The following is a 19,000-nucleotide window of genomic DNA, read 5'->3' as shown; positions in this document are numbered from 1 at the left end:
AATTACCAATTCCGGTGATCTACCGACTACCTCCTCACGTACCTTGGGCGTAATCAAGCGGTGGGGAGAACCGGGCTTCCGGTGCTTGTTGGCAGGTGTGCTCTGGATGCAAGTCGCATTCGTTGCAGACGTCTGCTGAATCGGCCTCCTCCGTCAACGATTTTTCGAGAGGGAGAAAAGCATGAGCGATGACCGTACCTGGGGCGTTTTACCGTCACAGTCCGATGAGGATGCGCTTAGAAACCACATACAGAACGATGCCGATCAGTTTCATGCGGAAGTCGCTTCGAGAGAGATTCACTGGCAGAACGCCTCCAGCGGTGCATGGCTTGCTCGCACCGGCGATAGCGGCTGGGTGGGCTGGGATTCTCGCGGTGAAAATGTGGCATTGGACGATGAGGACTGGACCCCTTGGTCCTCCGTGCTGGACCAATCTGCGGCGCCCTACTACCGATGGTTTACGGGTGGACAAACAAACGCGTGCTTTAACTTAGTCGATCGTCACTTGCTACAGGGCCGCGCTGACAAGACGGCTATTATCTTTGAAGGTGATCGCTGGGATCCATCGAAGAACGAGGGTCGTGGCGGACCGGTTACCGAGCAGCACTTCAGTTACCGCGTCCTTTTTGAAGAAGTCGTGGCGCGGATGCAAGTTCTGAAAGACTTGGGGCTTTCGAAAGGCGATCGCATCGCCTTTAACCTACCCAATATTCCCGAGCAGGTCTTTTACATGCTCGCAGCCCAACGCATGGGGGTAGTCTATACGCCCGTGTTTGGCGGATTCTCCGCCAAAACGCTCTCCGACCGCATCCACGACGCAGGCGCTAAGTTAGTGATTACCGCTGACGGTGGTTACAGAAACGCCGAGGTTGTCGCTTACAAGGGTACGTATACCGACCCCGCGCTCGATAACTACATTCCGAGGGAGACAGCGTTACAAACCTTGCAAACCGTTTTGGCAACCTACGATCTGGGTGCCTTAGCAGAAACCCTCTACAACGATGTTCACGAGGCGTTGGCAGGAGAAATCACCCTAGAACGTTCGGACTTGATGCGTGAGCTTGGTGCTTCGATAGCTAAGCAAAATGCACTGCCCGCCGAGATGACGGCGGAACTGCGAACGGCTGTTGCACGCCAGCTTGCCGACGCAAAGCACGACATCGACAACGTGATAGTGGTCGACTACACCGGGCAAGAGATCGTGGAGCATGCTCGGGATAAGTGGTCAAACGACCTGGTCGATACAGCGAAGGCAAGGATTGCTGGGCATTTGGGTCTCTCTTCCTTTACCGATCTTTCAGGTGATAGTGCCGCGGAGTTGTGGGCCAAGCTTAACGCCGTGCTTCCGGTAGAGAGTGTTGATTCCAACTTCCCCCTCTTTATCATTTACACGTCAGGCTCTACGGGCAAGCCCAAGGGTGTCGTGCACACACACGGCAGTTGGCTCAGTGGTGTGAGCCACACGATGCGAACCGTCTTCAGCGCTACCGAGGATGACACCCTTTACGTCATTGGCGACCCCGGCTGGATTACAGGTCAGAGCTATCTTATTGCCGCACCGCTGGTTCAGGGTATGACCACGGTTATCGCAGAGGGCTCACCCCTGTTTCCGCATGCAGGTCGATTCTCCTCGATTATCGAACGGTACAAAGTAACGCTGTTCAAGGCGGGATCAACCTTCCTCAAAGCGGTAATGACAGACCCCGCAAGTGCGCGAGAAATGGCTGACTTTGACATGTCGTCGCTGCGTGTCGGGACATTCTGTGCGGAACCGGTCTCCCCCGCTGTTCAGCAGTTTGCGATGGACAATATTTGCAAGCACTACATCAACTCCTACTGGGCAACCGAGCATGGTGGCATTGTCTTCAGCTGCCCTTGGGGCGGATACAAGCCGCTCTCTGCTGATGCAAAAACATGGCCACTTCCCTGGGTGCAGGCGGAGGTACGCGTTGCAGAGGAAACCGCTCAGGACGGTACGGTAACCCAATGGCGTACAGCCGAGTCCGGAGAAAAAGGAGAGCTCGTTATCACACAGCCCTACCCCTATCTGGCAAGAACGCTGTGGGGCGATGCCGACAATTTATTCGAGAACAGCTGGCGTGGCGATATCGACCGCTTCACAGAGGTATATTTCAATCGATGGGGTGGTGAACTTACTTATACGCAGGGCGACTACGCACGTCAGCACGACGACGGCGCCTTCACACTCCATGGTCGCTCTGACGACGTTATCAACGTATCGGGGCATCGCATCGGCACCGAGGAAATCGAAGGGGCCATCCTCAGAGACAAGACGCTGCGAGAGGACTCGCCAGTGGGCAACGTGGTTGTCGTTGGCGCCCCTCACGATGAAAAAGGCGAAACGCCAGTAGCGTTTTTGGTTGCTGCAGCCGGGCGAAAGCTATCCGATGACGATCTGGCGCGACTTCAGTCGTTAGTCCGATCCGAAAAGGGTGCGACGGCAGTCCCATCTGACTTCTTGGTGGTTTCAGCCTTCCCCGAAACGCGATCTGGAAAATACATGCGCCGGACATTGCGCTCGATTCTGCTGGATCAGCCGCTGGGTGACATTTCGACACTGAAGAACCCCGAATCGGTCGATGAAATCCGCACCGCTGTCACGCAGTGGAAGGACTTCGGCCGCTTAACCGAGGCGCGTCGCGTCGTGCAGACCTGGCGATATCTCCGCGTGGAAACGCACGAAATTGCGCCCGGTCGCCTGGTGGCCCTTGTGGTCATTAGCAGTCCACCGGTCAATGCCTTAAGCGAGCGCACACTCGACGAGTTGCACACGGCGCTAACGCAGCTTGCCCACCAAGACGATTTGTCAGCCATGGTGGTAACGGGCGCACGCAACACCTTCGTTGCAGGTGCTGACGTGAAGGAGCTCCTAAAGATCGGTGAAAAGGGTGATTTAGAATCTGCTCAAACCCTTCCTAACGCCGCGCAAACCGCCTTTGCCACGTTAGAAAACCTCGATATCCCCATTATCGCCGCCGTTAATGGCCCTGCCCTTGGTGGTGGTAACGAGCTTGTTCTTGCTTGCTCGCACGTCATTGCCGCGCAACACGCGGAGTTCGGACAGCCTGAGATCAATTTGAATCTGTTACCGGGGTATGGCGGCACACAGCGTTTAACCCGGAAGCTTTTTGACGCACAGGGTGTAGACGGTGCCGCAGAAGCGTTGCGCATGATGCTCGATGGTCGCACGATTGATGCCGAAAAAGCGCTTGAAATCGGGCTGATCGACGACATTGTGACCACTGAGGGCCTGTCCACGGTTGAAGCTGCGATGGCAGCGCTCAGGGACCACTTTTCAGGTGGTGATGCCCTAAAAGTATCAATGGCGCGCAGGAAGAAACTTAAGGATCAACGAGAGCAGGCTCTTGCAATCGACGAGTCGCTGACGACCCACTCCGGCGTTGCTGGGGCACTCGAGCAAATTCGCAATAGTGGGCGTACAAAACCCGTCGAGTTCATCATCGATGCGATGCTGACCGGCGCGCGTGACGGACAAGCTGCCGGCTTGCGTCGCGAGGCTGAGCTTTTCGCTAAGGGTGTTTGTGACCCCGAGTGTGGCCCTGAGGGTATCTCCGCTTTCCTTGAAAAGCGTAGCGCACCGCTACCGCCCAAACCTAAAGCAGTGCAGCCCGATGCGTCTCAGGATGAACGCGCAGCACTGATCGATGAGGGCAAACTGTTACCCATGGGCGCCAGTTTTTTCCCCGGCATTACGCCCATTCCTCAATACCAATTGGGCTACGGTGTCATGCGATCGCATGAAGACGGCAGTCCTCTTCACGGCGACCCTGAGGTTGCTGAGAAAGAGTTAGTGTTGCCAACTCCCTTACCCAGCGCCAACGAAGCCTTGGTCTACATTCTCGCTTCAGAGATGAATTTCAACGACATTTGGGCAATCACCGGCATTCCTGTATCACCCTTTGATGCGCGCGATGCCGACGTGCAGGTAACCGGTTCGGGTGGTGTCGGTATTGTCGCTCAGCTCGGGCAAGACTTGGTCCGCGAAGGCCGTTTGTCAGTCGGCGACATCGTCACCATTTACTCAGGGCAGAGCGAGCTTATGGCGCCCGATCAGGGGCTTGACCCCATGGCGGCGGACTTCCGAATTCAGGGCTACGAACGCAACGATGGCAGCCACGCTCAATTCTTGACGGTACAAGGACCGCAGCTCCACGCCAAACTGCCGGGAATCAGTATCGAGGAAGCGGGATCCTATGGGTTAACCATGGGCACGATTCATCGTGCTCTGTACAACACGCTGGCTATCGAACCCGGTAAACGTCTATTTGTCGAGGGAGCCTCCACAGGTACGGGTTATGACTGCTTGCGCAGTGCGCTTTCCTCCAGCTGTGGTGCGCTGGGTATGGTTTCTAGTGAAAACCGAGGCGAACGTGTCGAAGCCGTGGGTGGTCACGCCATCAACCGAAAAGACAGCCGTTGGTCCGATATTTTCACGGCCGTACCCGATGACCCCAAAGAATGGGACGCTTGGGAGGCGGCAGGCGAAGCGTTTGTTGCCGAGGCTGAAAAGAAAGTCGGTGGGCAGATTGATTACTCTGTCTCACACGCAGGTGAAACCGCATTCCCACGTTCATTCCAGTTGCTTGGAGAAAATGGTGTGCTCACCTTTTATGGCGCCTCATCGGGCTATCGCTTTACCTTTATGGGCAAGGCCGGGGCCTCCACCCCCGCCTCACAATTCTCGAAAGCGGGACTGCGAGCAGGTCAGTCGTTACTCGTGGTCTACGGCCCCGGTGCCGAGGACGGTATTGTTGACCCCGTCGCGATCGAAGCGATCGAGGTTGGGTGCCAGCGCGGTGCACAAGTGGCGGTACTGGTCGACACGGTCTCACAGCGCGAGTTCGTTACGTCCCTTGGCTTCGGCGCTCAAATGAAAGGAGTGGTCAGTCTCGAAGAGATCGAGCGTCGACTCGGTGATGAATTTGACCCACCCGGTCCCTTCCAAAAAATGCCCAACCCGTTCACGGAGTCGGCCGCATTTAAGGAATCGGTCCGTGCCTTTTCAGATCGCACGCTCAAGCCAATTGGCTCAGCCATCGCCCCACTACTTCGCAATACATTGGACAAGCGCGGACTACCAGACGTTGTATTCGAGCGAGCAGGTCGCGATGGCCTCGCGTTAGCGACCTCTTTAGTCAAACCCAATGTCGGCAAAATTGTCTACTCAGAGGACCTTAAAGGCGCACGCTTTAGTTTTTATGCTCCGCAAGTCTGGATGCGCCAACGCCGCATTCTGATGCCCACTGCGGAGATACGCGGAACGCACCTTAATACGGCCCGTGAATTTGCAGAGATGCAAGAGCGAATCGCCGCAGGTCACATCAGCGTCTTGCCGCCAACCATTATCCCGATGGAAGGCGTGCCTGAAGCGCACCAGGCCATGTGGGAAAACCGTCATGCGGGTGCGAACTATGTCGCCATGCATGCATTACCTCGTACCAACCTAAAGTCCCGAGACGAGCTGTATCGCGCTTGGGCAATCCGCGACGCTATGGAGCGGGGCGAAACACTCACAAAAGTAGAAACAGGATCAGCAGGAGCACTTCGATGAATGATATGAGCGATATTCCCCAGGATTTGCTGACGCAGTCCATTGCTGGGCGTCGACTCGACAACAAATGCATCATCCTGACGGGTGCCGCCGGCTCAATCGGCAGCTACATCACCCGTCAGCTCCTGCGCGAAGGCGCACGTGTGATGCTAACCGGTCGAGATCAGAGCAAACTCGATGATTTCATAGGCGATCTGGTCGGCGAAGGCTTCGAAGAAACCTTCATGGTCAGCGCGACAGGTGATTGCGCGGATCCCGAGGTCTGCCGTCAGATCGTTGCAAAAACCGTTGCCGCCTTCGGACCGATCGACGTATTGGTCAACAACGCGGGCGCTGCGGGACCTAAGTTTACGCTCCGAGATATCCCTTTCACCGAGGCAGAAAAGCGCGCGGCTGATTCAGATCAAACGATGTTTGACTCCGCAATGAATCTCTTGGGCGCACCCTGGAACATGGCCCGAGCGGCCGCGCCACATATGTCGGCCGGTGGCAGCATCATCAACGTTTCTACGATCTTCTCAAGAACACATTACTACGGGCGTATTCCATACGTTGTACCCAAGTCCGGCCTCAATGCACTGGGCAAGGGCCTCGCGCTTGAACTGGGCGAGAAACAGGGTATTCGCGTAAATACGCTATTCCCCGGTCCCATCGAGTCAGAGCGCATTGAAAGTGTTTTTGCGCGAATGGATGAACTGCAGGGTGTCGAGCCCGGCAGTACCGGCAAAGAGTTCCGGGACCTTATGATTACAACGCGCACATCGGACGGTGGACTTGAATACAAGTACCCCACGCCGACCGACGTTGCATCGGGCATTATATGGCTTGCATCAGATGAGTCCTCAGCGCTCTCAGGGCACCACATCGAAGTCACCAACGGCATGCAGGTACCGGCACAGAGCCGTTCACAACTCGTTTCTTGGCCGGATAAGCGTCTCGAGGATCTTTCGGGTCAAGTAGTCCTTATTTTGGGCGGCGATGACTACCAGGAGGCCGTGACATTTGCAGAGCGCCAGATTCAGAGCGGCGCCCGCGTCATGCTCGCCTTTAGAAATCTGACCACAGTTGGTCACGCGCGTTCTCTGTTGCAGTCGCGCAATCTCGATGATGTGCAGCTGTCACACCTAGATCCCCTGCGTAGAGAGTCGGTTGATCGCTCTATGCAGCTGATGTCGGATCATTTCGGACGTCTGGATGGCGTCATATTGCTGCCGCAAAAGCCAAATGGCGAGTACGGGTATTCGCTGTGCACGGCCAACGATGAAGACGTCGCTAACTTTGTTCGCGATGAAGTGGTCGCACCCGTTGCGTTCGCGTCAAGCTTCGCGCGCAACATGGATCGCTTGTTTACGGACGGCGAGCCACCGGCCATTGTCTACGTAACCAACCCGTCTGATCGTCACGGTAACTTAATGAACGAGATCATCCGGGCCTCGGTCGAGGCGTTGATTCGTGGCTGGCGTCATGAAGATGAGACTCTGGCAAACGCGGGTGATCTCACTTGGGCAGTCCAGCCCAATCAGATGGTCCGCTACGATACCGAAGATGAAGAGGCGCTGACGTTTGCTGCCGATTGGGCGGCAACACTCACAAACCGGGTCCGAAAAATGGATTCGATTAATTTGTGGTTGCCTCGGAGCATCAAACGCTCAACCGGTAAAAGCTCAATGCCGTCCTCCATTTCGAGAGTGCTGCCCGGGCTTCACAAGGGCCGAACCGCCGTCATCACTGGCGGTAGCTTAGGCATTGGCCTGCAGCTTGGTCGCTTCCTTGCGATCGCGGGAGCGCGCGTCCTTCTGAGCGCCCGAAGCGAAGGGAAATTAGCTGAGGCGCGCGACGACATCGTCGATGAATTGCGCAACATTGGCTACCCGCGGCCGGAGACACGCGTGACCATTCTCGGTGGCATTGATGTGGGTGACCCCGAAGCACTGGATCGTTTACATGACCACGCGGTTGCCGAGTTAGGCCATGTGGACTTCCTCATTAACAACGCGGGCATCTCAGGTGCCGAGGAAATGGTAGTGGACATGACACGTGCGGATTGGGATCGCACGATGGAAGCGAACCTGATTTCCAACTACTCGCTTATTCGTAAATTCAGCCCCGCAATGAAAGCCGGCGGAAAGGGTTCAATACTCAACGTATCGAGCTACTTCGGTGGTGAAAAATACGTTGCTGTGGCCTACCCAAATCGTGCCGACTACGCCGTGTCTAAAGCAGGTCAGCGCGTACTTGCTGAGATTCTCTCCCGCCACCTTGGTCCGGAGATTCAAATCAATGCCCTCGCACCCGGCCCCGTTGACGGTGCGCGTCTGCGAGGTTCTGCCGAAGCGCCCGGACTCTTTGATCGGCGCGGTAGATTGGTACTTGAGAACAAGCGCCTCAACGAGGTGCACAAGGCCATTTTAGCTGGGATGTCCGCTGGATTCAGTGCTGATGACGTTATGTCACTTGCAAGTAATGCAGTGGATGGTATTGATATCGACGCGCTGCCTAAGCCTATTGCACGCCTTGTCCTGAAGATTAGGGACTCCAGTGGTTTGGGTAACTCATCGAAGTACCTTATGCACACGGGGATTGCGTCTAAGCTCATGACACGCCTGGTTCGTGCAGGCATATTGAGCGACGAACAACGAGAGCAGTTCCTCGGTACGTTTATCGATGCACCGGCGCCGTTCTTTGACTTTTCAGAAACCTCGAAACAGGCGGAGCAAATCGAAACCGGCATTCTCAATCGTCTGCACCTTCATAAGATGCCAACGGATGAGCAAGTGGGGCTATCGACCGTTTTCCACCTCGCCGATGACATTGTGAGTGGGGAAACCTTCCACCCATCGGGCGGTCTCAAGTTCGACCGGTCGGTGACCGAGGGAGAATTGCTGTTACCACCCAATGAGACAGAAGTTGCGAAACTAAAGGGCAAGCGCATCGTCTTGATTGGCGACTCTATGCGGAATGAATTGACGCACATAGCCAACGGTTTCCTTGCCCAAAACGTTGAAAAACTCTGGGTTCTCACAAAGTCGGAAGATTCAGCGAATGCCATGACACACAGTGTTGATAATCCTAACGGTATCGACATCGAGTGTCGTGCCATAGGCGATGACTTGGAGCGTAGCCTTGACGACATTCTCCGCAATGAGGGTGGTTATGATGTAGTCGTAAGCAGCCCGTTTGAGCGGTTACCGCTGAACGCACTCGCTGCTAACGCCAATGAGCCATGGGATCGGGTCCTCAGCGACCACGAATTCAGAAAGCTTGTTCACGATCAGCTTACGCATCACTTCCGTGTAGCGCGAACCTCGGCATTGGTGCCCAACTCTCAGATCGTATTAATTACGCCTGAAACCTCGTTGGCATCGACTCGTGAGGAGTTCGCGCTTGCACTGTTCGTTAAAAACTCTCTCCATGCCTTTACGGTCACATTGGGTGTTGAGGGCGAGCGACTTCCTACCGTACCGGCTATTAACCAAGTACAGCTTACGCGCCGGGCTCATACGGAGGAGCCCTCTAACGATAAGGAACTCGAAGAAGAAATGATTCGGTTGGTGCACGCGGTTCTGCAGTGCTCGGTACCGGCACCGGCACCGTCGGAAAGTCGCTACCTATCGAAAATCTTCCGAGGAAATGCTGTTACGGTGTAACTCAGGGCAGGGTGATCACCAAAACCGGGGCTCTGCCCCGGTTTTTTTTTGCCGATTTCTGCCTGTCACATTTCTTTGCACCCGCCGCACTTTGTCAGTAGTCTCAGAGGACTCTAAGAATAAAGACAGTGCAGATGAAATCGAGCGGTTCGGCACTCCCCTTTAGCACCAAATTCCTTTACGGGTTTGGTTCGATTGCCTACGGAATTAAAGACAACGCCTTCGCCTATTTCCTGCTATTTGTTTACGTGCAAGTCTTTGGGCTCGCGCCCGATTTAGCTGGTCTCGCCATCCTGATCATGTTGATCTTCGATGCCATCTCAGACCCACTCATCGGCTACTTGTCGGACAATACTCGCTCTCGCTGGGGACGGCGTCATCCCTTCATATACGGCTCAGCCATCCCAGTAGCACTCACCTTCTTCCTTATTTGGGATCCACCGGCGGGCATTTCAAACCAAGGGCTATTTTGGTATTTACTGCTAATGGGTATTGGGATCCGCACCACGATCACGCTCTACGAAATACCCAGTACTGCATTAGGACCGGAACTGACCCAAGATTATGTTGAGCGCAGCTCGCTCATTGCCTTCCGTATGTGGTTTGGCTGGTGGGGCGGCTTAGTCATGTGGAACTTGTTGTGGCTGTTTGTTGTTTACAGCAGTTACAAGGGGACAGAAGACGCACGATATAACCCGGACACCTGGGTCGTTTATGGCATCGCCTGTGGCATCGTCATGGTTATAGCCATTCTCGTTACGGGTATCGGAACGCATCGACATGTTCCTGACCTGCACATACCGAAGCAAGCGGAAAAGACGACTCAACAGTCAGTGGTGCTCGATATCCTCAAGGATATCTGGATGACGCTGAATGTCAGTCGGAATTATCGCATCTTGTTTGTCGCGTACATCGTCTGTAAGGCCGCATCGGGGCTCTTCACCAACCTCACGCTTTTTTATTACAGCTATTTCTGGGAATTCGAGCCGATCGATATTCTAACCATCGGTATGACGTTGTTTATCGCGCCCATTTTGGGTCTAAAACTGGCGCCAATGTGCACGCGCCTTTTTGGAAAACGAAATACGGCTATTGGTTTTTTTGCGGGCGCTATGGTGCTTGAGAATGCGCTGATTTCGCTTCGCATTTTTGATTTACTGCCGTCCAACGAGTCCAAGGTAATACTCGGCTCGGTACTCTTTTGTCATCTCGCTGCCATTTGCAGCATTATTGTTGCGAGCACAGCCATCGGCTCCATGGTGTTTGATACCGTTGAGGAAGTAGAAGCGGTAACCAAGAAGCGCATGGAAGGCACCCTCCTCGCGGCTCGTTCCTTCGCTGAGAAGTGCATGGCCGGCGTGGGCGCCTTCTCCGCGGGCCTTATTTTGAGTTTCGCTGCATGGCCCGAGGACGCAAAGCCTGGTTTGGTATCTCAGGCGACACTCGATACCGTTGGCACCTACACCGTATTAGCGTCTGCATCGCTGTGGCTGCTTGGTTTAGTTTTGATTGCGAGGGTCCGCGAGGACCGACAAGCACATGCGGATCGTCTGGCGGGCCTGGCCGGGAACGCCCAAGAAGCCTAATTTGTGGTGCTGAGCACGCCTCTTTTCACGCACGAAACTCGAGGGCACTGACGATAATGATGACCCCAAAGATGGATTTTTTGCGCCTACCGAGCGACGATATCGGCGTGTTATCCCAATTAACTCAACAGCAAGGACCGAAACTCATGAACACTCTCAAATCCCTGCTCTGTCTTGCGGTGTGCCTGCACAGTTCATTCTCCTATGCCCTCCCCGCTGATATTCAACCAAAAATAGACGCGGTGATGCCCAAGGTCGTGACCTGGCGTCGTGATTTCCACCAGCACCCAGAGTTGAGTAATCAAGAGTTTCGAACAGCTGAGATCATTGCAGACCATTTGCGGGCTCTGGGTATGGAGGTGCAAACAGAGGTGGCGCACACTGGCGTCGTTGGCACCTTACGCGGTGGTGACGGACCCGTTGTCGCCTTACGTGCCGATATGGACGCCTTACCGGTAACAGAATTGGTTGACCTCCCCTTTGCATCGAAAGCCAAGGGTGTCTATCAAGGGCGAGAGGTGGGCGTCATGCACGCCTGTGGGCACGATAATCACGTGGCCATATTAATGGGCGTGGCTGAAGTGCTCGCTGGTATGGGCGATGAGTTACCCGGCACGGTTAAATTCATATTCCAGCCAGCGGAGGAAGGCACGCCAGATGGCTCTATCGGCGGTGCAGAGCTGATGCTTATGGAGGGTGTCTTTGAGAATCCTCGCCCCGATGTCGTGTTTGGACTTCATGTTTTTCCATTCCCAGCGGGAACCATCGCAACACGCCCAGGCGGGCTGATGGCCTCTTCAGATCGTCATCAAATCACGATCAAAGGCAAGCAGACGCACGGGGCAGTGCCCTGGGCGGGCGTCGATCCAATTGTTGCAGCCAGTCAAGTTGTTATGGGGCTGCAGACCATTGTTTCGCGCCAACTCGATGCCACACTCACACCTTCCATTGTGACAGTTGGACGCATTGAGGGGGGGGTTCGAAACAACATCATCCCTGAATCTGTCGAGCTAGAGGGCACCATTCGAACCTTTGATGCAGCGACGCGCAATGACATCCATACGCGCATTCGCCGAACCGCCTCCAATATTGCAGAGGCTGCAGGTGCAACAGCGGACATTGTTATCGATCAAGGCTATGGCGTGACACGCAACGACCCAACGCTCTATCGACAAATGGCACCGACATTGGAGATCGTTGCCGGTGACCGTTTCATTGAAGCCACACAAACAACCACGGCCGAGGACTTTTCTTACTTCGCGAATGAGGTGCCGGGATTATTCTTATTTTTGGGCGTCGCACCAGACGACCCTACCCTTATCCACCCCAATCACTCACCCCGATTTTACGCTGACGAGCGAGCGCTTCCAGTGGGTGTCGAGGCCTTAACTTCAATGACTCTGGACTACATGGTGTCAGAGCGTTAAGCCGTAACCTTAAAGTTATCTCGAAGTTGACGTTTCAGTATTTTCCCAATGTCGCTTCGAGGTAACTCGTCCATGAACGTTACGCCCGCAATGGCTTGAATAGGGCTCAGGGCTTCGTTGGCTTCAAGACGGATCTCATCCTCGGTTTTGTCACACCCGGCGCGTCTCACGACGAAGGCCCAAGGGGTCTCGCCCCATTGCTCTGAAGGCTTGGCAACGACTGCTGACTCGATAACGTCCGACATTGCGTTCAAGGCGTGCTCGAGATCGGTTGCATAGATATTCTGACCACCTGAGAGAATCATGTCCTTGATTCTGTCACTCAAAAACAACCAGCCGTCCTCGTCGAGGTAACCCACATCACCCGAGCGATAGAACAGTCTTCCGTCCTCATCAAACCAGTGCATTGCTTTTGTGGCCTCCTCACGATTGAGATAGCCATCGCTCATGATGCCGGTACGCCCCACAATTTCGCCCGCCTCATTGGGTCCAAGAAGCTCACCCCCCTCTCCGAGAATGCGCAACTCCCCGCCTGCCTGCACTTGGCCAACCGACGCCAACTTGCCCAGTTCAGCCGCCTTTCTCGCCACAAGCGTGGTGGCAACGCCACCCTCAGTGAGTCCATAAAACTCGAGAAGCTGCGCTTGGGTGTCGCGCAGAATCTTCTTTTTCATCTCAGCAGACAGCGGTGCACTGGTTGAGAGCAGCCATTGCACGCTGCGCCAGTTTTCGGGCCTGTGATTCTCGGCAGCCCACATACGCTGATACTGCACGGGCACCAACATGGCATGCGTAACGCCGTACTCTGCGATGAGCGCGTTAGCACGTTCAGCATTGAACTTACGCATGATCACTTGTGTCGCTCCCATCCATACCGAGGGCCACCAGGTGGTGATCGTAGTGTTTGAGTAAAGTGGTGTGCTGGTCAGCACAACAGCCTCATCGAACGCCATGCTTTGTGTGCCAGAAATCAATAAGTTACGCGCTAAATGGCTGTGAATAATCCCTTTGGGAATACCGGTGGTGCCAGAGCTGTAGAGGATGTCATATTCCTCATCGAGTTCCATGTGAACATCCGGTGACTCGCTGGAGAATGCCTCTGCCCACAAATGATAATCCGCAAACTGTTCACAGGGCGTCTCAAGGGCGAAACGAAGCGCTTTGCTAATTGACGGCAAGGTTAAAAAGTTGGTTAGAGCGGCGTCGCGGTATTGGTCTGACACGAACAAACCCTTCACCTCACTGTCGAGCAGCATATTGCGCTGAGCTTCTGGCGTCGCCGTATTAGGAACGGGAACCATACTGGCGCCCGCGCACAGGATACCTGTCATCACCTCCGCGCATTCGACGCTATTGCGAGACAGCACCGCGACGCGATCGCCCTTTCCTATGCCAGCGGCGATTAACCCATTGGCAATGCGAAACACGTGATCGATGCTGTTCAGATTGCTTCGTTCAACGCCATCAATAATGTAGGCAAGTGCGTCGGGCTTCGACTCGCGCCGCTGCTCAAGTCTTTCACATAACGAAATTGTCACTCGCTCGCACCTCATATTTTTATTGGTTTACGTATTTTGTGTGCAGACAATATCAAAGCATTTCCCAGATAGGTCCCTAATCATAAATTTTCTTGGAATTTAAACGAGAGCTGGAGTTGCATCGTAATTACCCTATCGAAGCATTTGCAGGAAACGTATTGTGAGCACAGAACACGAATCTTCAGAGAGTCCCGTTGCACCGAAATTTGTCGATCGCTTTGACGAGGTAGTGCTGGGGCTCTTTGCCTTTGCCGAGCGAGGTTTGCTACTTCTCATTGGGGGGCTTGCCATTGTTGCGGTTGGCTTTGAGCTGTCGGACTTTACGACAACCGGTGACATAAACCTCGCGGACTTACTGCTGCTATTTATCTACCTAGAAGTCCTTGGCATGGCCTATGCCTACTACTCCACCCACAGCGTACCGGTGACCCTGCCTGTCTTAATCGCGATCACAGGGATTACCCGACTCATTCTTCTGAGCAAGGACTCAGAACCCACGAAGCTTATGTATGAAGCTGGCGCGGTACTGCTGCTCGCTATTGCCTATGGAGTACTGAGCTGGGCCGCGAGCAACTTTAAAGCCGGCCGCAAACACTAAAATTGCCAATACCCAATGAACATGTCGTCGCAGTTACTCCGGTGGTTTAAAAAAATCAGCTAGACTGAGGTATGACTCTTATTCACCGTTCCATTGCCTTGTTCTGGCTCACGAGCTTTTCCGCCTGCTTAATGGCCACGCCCGCCTTACCGGAACCCGTGTCTTTTACCGACGTTACCGACCTAAAAGTCACAGCGCCTTTCACACAAGTTTCCTACGGCGACGCAGCTGAACAAACACTGACGCGCTTTAGCCAAAGTAATGGGGGACAAGGAACCATCCTCGTCTTTCATGGTGGCTGCTGGTCAAATGCTTACGGTGTCGATCACGCTCTCCCCATGGCACAGGCACTAGCGCAATTAGGCTATGACGTCTGGGCTGCGGAATATCGGCGAGTGGGCGATGCCGGTGGCGGCTGGCCCGGTACGCTAACGGACGTTAAGCGGGCAATCGATTATGTAAGTCACAATACTGGGGTCGCCCCACTGGTCATTGGCCATTCCGCCGGTGGGCACCTTGCGCTCAAAGCAAGCGAGGACCCTAAGTTAAACATCCGTGCCGTCGTTGCGCTGGCGCCCATTATTGATCTAGTGACTTACGGGAAAGAGAAAGGAAGCTGCCAATCAATGGTGGCAAAATTAATGGGCGATGACGCGTACACACCGGACACACGCTATCAAGAAGCATCTGTGACACGCTCAAAACTTCGTGTACCCGTTAAAATCATTATCGGCTCGGAGGATCCCATCGTACGTTTCGAGCAAGTTGCGCCCTTTGCGCCATCGCACGTTGCGGTCGCATCGGGAGCCGGTCATTTTGACTTGATTCATCCGCAAACCAGTGCCTTTAGCCGCATTACATCCGCGATTGAGGTACTGAGCTCGAACGACGGCGGTAAAGACCGGTGAGCGAGTCTATTTTTGATCACCTTCGCTCTCGATTTCACCTACCCGAGGACAGGGTCTATCTCGATGGCAATTCTCTTGGGGCTCTTCCAACAACGACCCCCGCAGCCTTAGCCAATACGGTTGAGCAGCAATGGGGCTCCGACCTCATAGCAAGCTGGAACAGTCACAATTGGATTGAGCTCCCTCTCACTGTAGGCGATGAGATAGCGCACATCATTGGCGCCGAAAAAGACACCGTCGTCTGTTGCGATAACTTGTCCATAAATCTCTACAAGGCGTTGCTCGCCGCCCTGGAATTAAATCCGTCGCGCCGCGTGGTCTGTGTGGAAGACCAGCAATTTCCCAGCGATAACTACATCGCCGCCGGTATCGCTCGACTCCTTGGCGAGGACAGGTGTGCCATCAGAGCGCTATCGATTTCTGACATGACCTCAGACAATTTGAATGACGCTGCCGTGCTGATCCTCTCGCACGTCGATTACAAGACAGGAAGCTTACGTGACATGCAAAAGATCACAGAAGCGGCCCATCAAGCGGGCTCACTTGTAATTTGGGACCTGGCACACAGCGCGGGTGTTATCGACATAGACCTTGTCACAACCGATGTTGATTTTGCTGTTGGGTGCACCTACAAATTTTTGAACGGCGGTCCTGGCGCACCCGGGTACCTCTACGTGCAAAAGCGACATCAATCGGTCGCCAATCCGATCTCAGGCTGGATGGGGCACGCGGCCATGTTCGATTTTGAATCGGGCTATCGCCCTGCCGATGGCATTCGGCGATTCCTGACAGGAACGCAAAGTGTGCTGGCTTTGAGCGCAGTCAGATCAGGGCTGTCGGTCTTCGAAAATGTGCCAATCTCGCTTCTTCGACAGCGGAGCCTAACCTTGACCGGCGATTTCATTCGACAACTGGATGCGCGCTCTTTCAGTGTGTCCGTTGACTTGCTGACACCCCGATCTGACGCGAAGCGTGGCTCACAGGTAAGCATCGCACTGAACGATGCGTTTTCAATCAGTCAGGCGTTAATTGACTCGGGCGTCATCGTGGACTTTCGCGCGCCTAATATCATTCGTTTCGGATTTTCGCCGCTTTATAACACCGAAACGGATACAACCAAGGCGCTCGAGGCGCTGGAAACTATTATCGACACAAGACGCTTCGAGGCACCGGAATATCAAGTCCGAGCTACCGTAACCTGAGCCGTGTGTTTGAGGGGTTTATAGCGCTCAATGGAACCCTTGATTCCCTTTAATTTGGCCTAGGCGAAATACCCCAAAGTTGTTAGTCCAAAAGCAGAAAATCGCTACTTTAGGACAACGCTTTCAGATAGGTTGACGGCCTAAAAGAAAGGGGCGAGAGATGCAGGGTTTCGCTTTAAACGACATATTCAAAATTGGTATCGGGCCCTCGTCGAGTCACACCATGGGCCCCATGCACGCAGCCCAGCATTTTCTCAGCAAAATCGACAGTCGCGCGCGCCATATCCCCCTAAAAGTCCAAGTCACGCTCCACGGATCTCTCGCAGCAACGGGGGATGGTCACGGCACACCCGGCGCAGTCACTGCTGGGCTAATGGGCTATCACTACGAGACGGTAACACTGCCCGATATTGAGGCTGCCTGGGCAAAATCGGTAAGCCGTGGTTACTTGACGACGCTGACGGGTAGTTCGATTCAATTTAATGGCTCAACCGACCTGTTAAGGGATATGACGCCGCTGTCAGGGCACCCTAATGGCATGACCTTCATAGCGTGGGAAAACACAACGGAGGTGGCCCGCGCGCAGTACTTTTCCGTTGGCGGTGGTATGGTGGAGGATGAACAAGGCGTAACGCTTTCTACCACGGCAAATACGCTGGATCCTGCTCCCTTTCCCTACAAGACCATGGCCGAGCTGATAGCCCTGTGTGACCGTGAGCAACTCACCATAGCTGAATTACAAGCGCGTAATGAGCACTTGTGTTTAAGGAGCGCTGATCGCGACCCCATCGCAACAAAACTGTGGGATGTCATGAGCGATTGCATTGAGCGCGGGCTCGCGTGCGAGGGCGAGTTACCGGGTGGCTTAAAGGTAAAACGACGAGCAGCAACGCTTTGGCAGCGCCTACTCAACAACTCGCAAGGCGACAAGGCTCCCGCAAACGCCGCACAACGAGCTATGGTCTACGCTATGGCCGTCAATGAAGAAAATGCGGCGGGCGGACGCCTGGTCACCGCACCTACGAACGGCGCGGCCGGTATCGTACCTGCCGTCTTACGGGCACACCTAGACGAACACAAACTCAATAACGCAGGCGTTGATCGACACGTCAGTACCTTTTTGCGAACAGCGACAGCCATTGGCGGTCTGTTTAAGATGAATGCCTCTATTTCAGGCGCTGAGGTCGGTTGTCAGGGCGAGGTTGGCGCAGCTGCGTCAATGGCGGCTGCAGGATTGACTGCTGCTATGGGCGGCAGTCCAAAGCAAATCGAAAACGCAGCAGAAATAGCCGTCGAGCACTGCCTTGGCCTGACATGCGATCCCATCGGCGGCTTGGTCCAAGTACCCTGCATTGAGCGAAATGGCATGGGTGCGGTAAAGGCTATCGCGGCATCAGACCTCGCACTGGCCGGAGATGGGCAGTTTATGGTCTCTTTGGATCAAGTGATCGAAACAGTGAGAGAGACCGGAAGAGACATGGACAGTCGCTACAAAGAGACCGCTCGCGGCGGCCTCGCTATTCACGGGTTAAAAATACCTGTTACGACGGTTGAATGCTGAAAGCTCCAGCGCATACCTCACCGCGCATTAGTCACGGAACTTGTCTACCCCCGCGAAAGTGAATGCTTTTGTACTGCCATACGACAGCCGCACTCGGTGGCGTCTCGGTACACTCCTAACCCCTCAGCCATGATCATGCCCCTCAGCGACGTTAGTTAGCCAAGTGTGCATAGCCTTGAAGTCCTCTGGCGGGTCGGATTCAACTGTCAGTAACTCACCTGTATCCGGATGTTGAAATGCCAGGCTGTTGGCATGGAGCCACAACCGCTTCAGGCCTAAACGCTCATGGATAAAGCGGTTGTGTGTTCCTTTTCCGTACCTAACATCACCCAAAATCGGGTGAGAGATATGTTTCATGTGGCGTCTTAATTGCCGATACCGGCCCGTCAGTGGTCTCAGCTCAACCTGTGAGTAACGGGCTTCAGGATATCGATCCACAGGTTCGGGCACCGTCCACGAAGTGAGCGTTCGCAATTCAGTCGCTGCCTCCCGAACTGTCCCCTCCTTCGTCTTCCGTCCTTGGCTATCAACTTCATCACGCAGAGGGTGATCAATATTTAGGGTTTGGGGTGTGTGGCCTCGGACGAAGGCCGTGTAGATTTTCTGCACCTCTCCCTGCTCAAATAATTGTGACAAGGCACGCGCTGTCGGTGAATTTAGGGCGAACATCACGAGGCCCGAGGTGGGTTTATCCAGACGATGTACGGGAAAAACATGTTGTCCTAGCTGGTCGCGCAATGTCTGCATCAAGAAGACCGTTTCCCCCGCATCGATGCCACTGCGATGTACCAACATTCCTGCAGGCTTGTCGACAATGACGATTACGCTATCGCGGTAACAAAGCCGGAGTTTACATCCAAAATCACTCAAAATTTATCTGCTCAGGGACCCTTAAACTGCCACTTTTCCAAAGAGGAAGCCCGATACACTACCGCCCTTC

10 protein-coding genes are annotated in these 19,000 nt (G+C 54.4%); 8 read left to right on the top strand and 2 right to left on the bottom strand.

The window, feature by feature from the left end:
* The first annotated feature begins 181 nt into the window (after positions 1-181).
* The 4 genes from E0F26_RS07695 to E0F26_RS07680 all read left to right on the top strand — a co-directional run bounded on the left by E0F26_RS07695 (position 182) and on the right by E0F26_RS07680 (position 12,253).
* Positions 182-5,593, top strand: a complete 5,412-nt coding sequence (locus tag E0F26_RS07695) for an AMP-binding protein (RefSeq protein WP_279241088.1) — start codon at positions 182-184, stop codon at positions 5,591-5,593.
* Positions 5,590-9,240: an SDR family NAD(P)-dependent oxidoreductase gene (locus E0F26_RS07690; protein WP_279241087.1), complete on the top strand. Its 3,651-nt coding sequence runs from the start codon at positions 5,590-5,592 to the stop codon at positions 9,238-9,240. Before E0F26_RS07695 ends, E0F26_RS07690 begins: the two co-directional genes overlap by 4 nt.
* Before the next feature lie 134 nt (positions 9,241-9,374).
* Positions 9,375-10,826 carry an MFS transporter gene (locus tag E0F26_RS07685; protein WP_279241086.1) on the top strand — a complete coding sequence of 484 codons (1,452 nt, stop codon included), beginning with the start codon at positions 9,375-9,377 and terminating at the stop codon, positions 10,824-10,826.
* A gap of 146 nt (positions 10,827-10,972) precedes the next feature.
* A complete protein-coding gene (locus E0F26_RS07680) occupies positions 10,973-12,253 on the top strand; it encodes an amidohydrolase (RefSeq protein WP_279241085.1) in 1,281 nt (426 codons plus the stop codon).
* On the opposite strand, the gene E0F26_RS07675 is transcribed toward E0F26_RS07680, so the two are convergent.
* Positions 12,250-13,791, bottom strand: a complete 1,542-nt coding sequence (locus E0F26_RS07675) for a class I adenylate-forming enzyme family protein (RefSeq protein ID WP_279241084.1) — start codon at positions 13,789-13,791, stop codon at positions 12,250-12,252. The two genes, E0F26_RS07680 and E0F26_RS07675, sit on opposite strands and share 4 nt — an antisense overlap.
* A 160-nt stretch (positions 13,792-13,951) precedes the next feature.
* Here E0F26_RS07675 and E0F26_RS07670 point away from each other — a divergent pair, with 160 nt between their 5' ends.
* From E0F26_RS07670 to E0F26_RS07655, 4 genes are all read left to right on the top strand, one after another.
* Positions 13,952-14,389, top strand: coding sequence for a phosphate-starvation-inducible PsiE family protein (locus E0F26_RS07670; protein ID WP_279241083.1), 438 nt, complete (start codon positions 13,952-13,954; stop codon positions 14,387-14,389).
* Between the two features lie 71 nt (positions 14,390-14,460).
* On the top strand, positions 14,461-15,297 hold the full coding sequence (locus tag E0F26_RS07665) for an alpha/beta hydrolase family protein (protein ID WP_279241082.1): 837 nt from the start codon (positions 14,461-14,463) through the stop codon (positions 15,295-15,297).
* Positions 15,294-16,499, top strand: a complete 1,206-nt coding sequence (gene kynU / locus E0F26_RS07660; RefSeq protein ID WP_279241081.1) for a kynureninase — start codon at positions 15,294-15,296, stop codon at positions 16,497-16,499. Before E0F26_RS07665 ends, kynU begins: the two co-directional genes overlap by 4 nt.
* A gap of 160 nt (positions 16,500-16,659) precedes the next feature.
* Positions 16,660-18,060: an L-serine ammonia-lyase gene (locus tag E0F26_RS07655; protein ID WP_279241080.1), complete on the top strand. Its 1,401-nt coding sequence runs from the start codon at positions 16,660-16,662 to the stop codon at positions 18,058-18,060.
* Between the two features lie 123 nt (positions 18,061-18,183).
* On the opposite strand, the gene E0F26_RS07650 is transcribed toward E0F26_RS07655, so the two are convergent.
* Positions 18,184-18,930, bottom strand: coding sequence for a pseudouridine synthase (locus E0F26_RS07650; protein WP_279241079.1), 747 nt, complete (start codon positions 18,928-18,930; stop codon positions 18,184-18,186).
* Positions 18,931-19,000 lie beyond the last annotated feature (70 nt).

The sequence above is a fragment of the Candidatus Paraluminiphilus aquimaris genome, from assembly GCF_026230195.1.
Taxonomy (GTDB): domain Bacteria; phylum Pseudomonadota; class Gammaproteobacteria; order Pseudomonadales; family Halieaceae; genus Luminiphilus; species Luminiphilus aquimaris.
Note: the sequence above shows the minus strand (reverse complement) of the source record. Positions and strands in the feature narration are given on the sequence as shown.

Excerpts from the sequence above, each read along its gene's own strand:
- E0F26_RS07695 (WP_279241088.1), top strand. The coding sequence starts at position 182 with ATGAGCGATGACCGTACCTGGGGCGTTTTACCGTCACAGTCCGATGAG.
- E0F26_RS07690 (WP_279241087.1), top strand. The coding sequence starts at position 5,590 with ATGAATGATATGAGCGATATTCCCCAGGATTTGCTGACGCAGTCCATT.
- E0F26_RS07685 (WP_279241086.1), top strand. The coding sequence starts at position 9,375 with ATGAAATCGAGCGGTTCGGCACTCCCCTTTAGCACCAAATTCCTTTAC.
- E0F26_RS07680 (WP_279241085.1), top strand. The coding sequence starts at position 10,973 with ATGAACACTCTCAAATCCCTGCTCTGTCTTGCGGTGTGCCTGCACAGT.
- E0F26_RS07665 (WP_279241082.1), top strand. The coding sequence starts at position 14,461 with ATGACTCTTATTCACCGTTCCATTGCCTTGTTCTGGCTCACGAGCTTT.
- E0F26_RS07655 (WP_279241080.1), top strand. The coding sequence starts at position 16,660 with ATGCAGGGTTTCGCTTTAAACGACATATTCAAAATTGGTATCGGGCCC.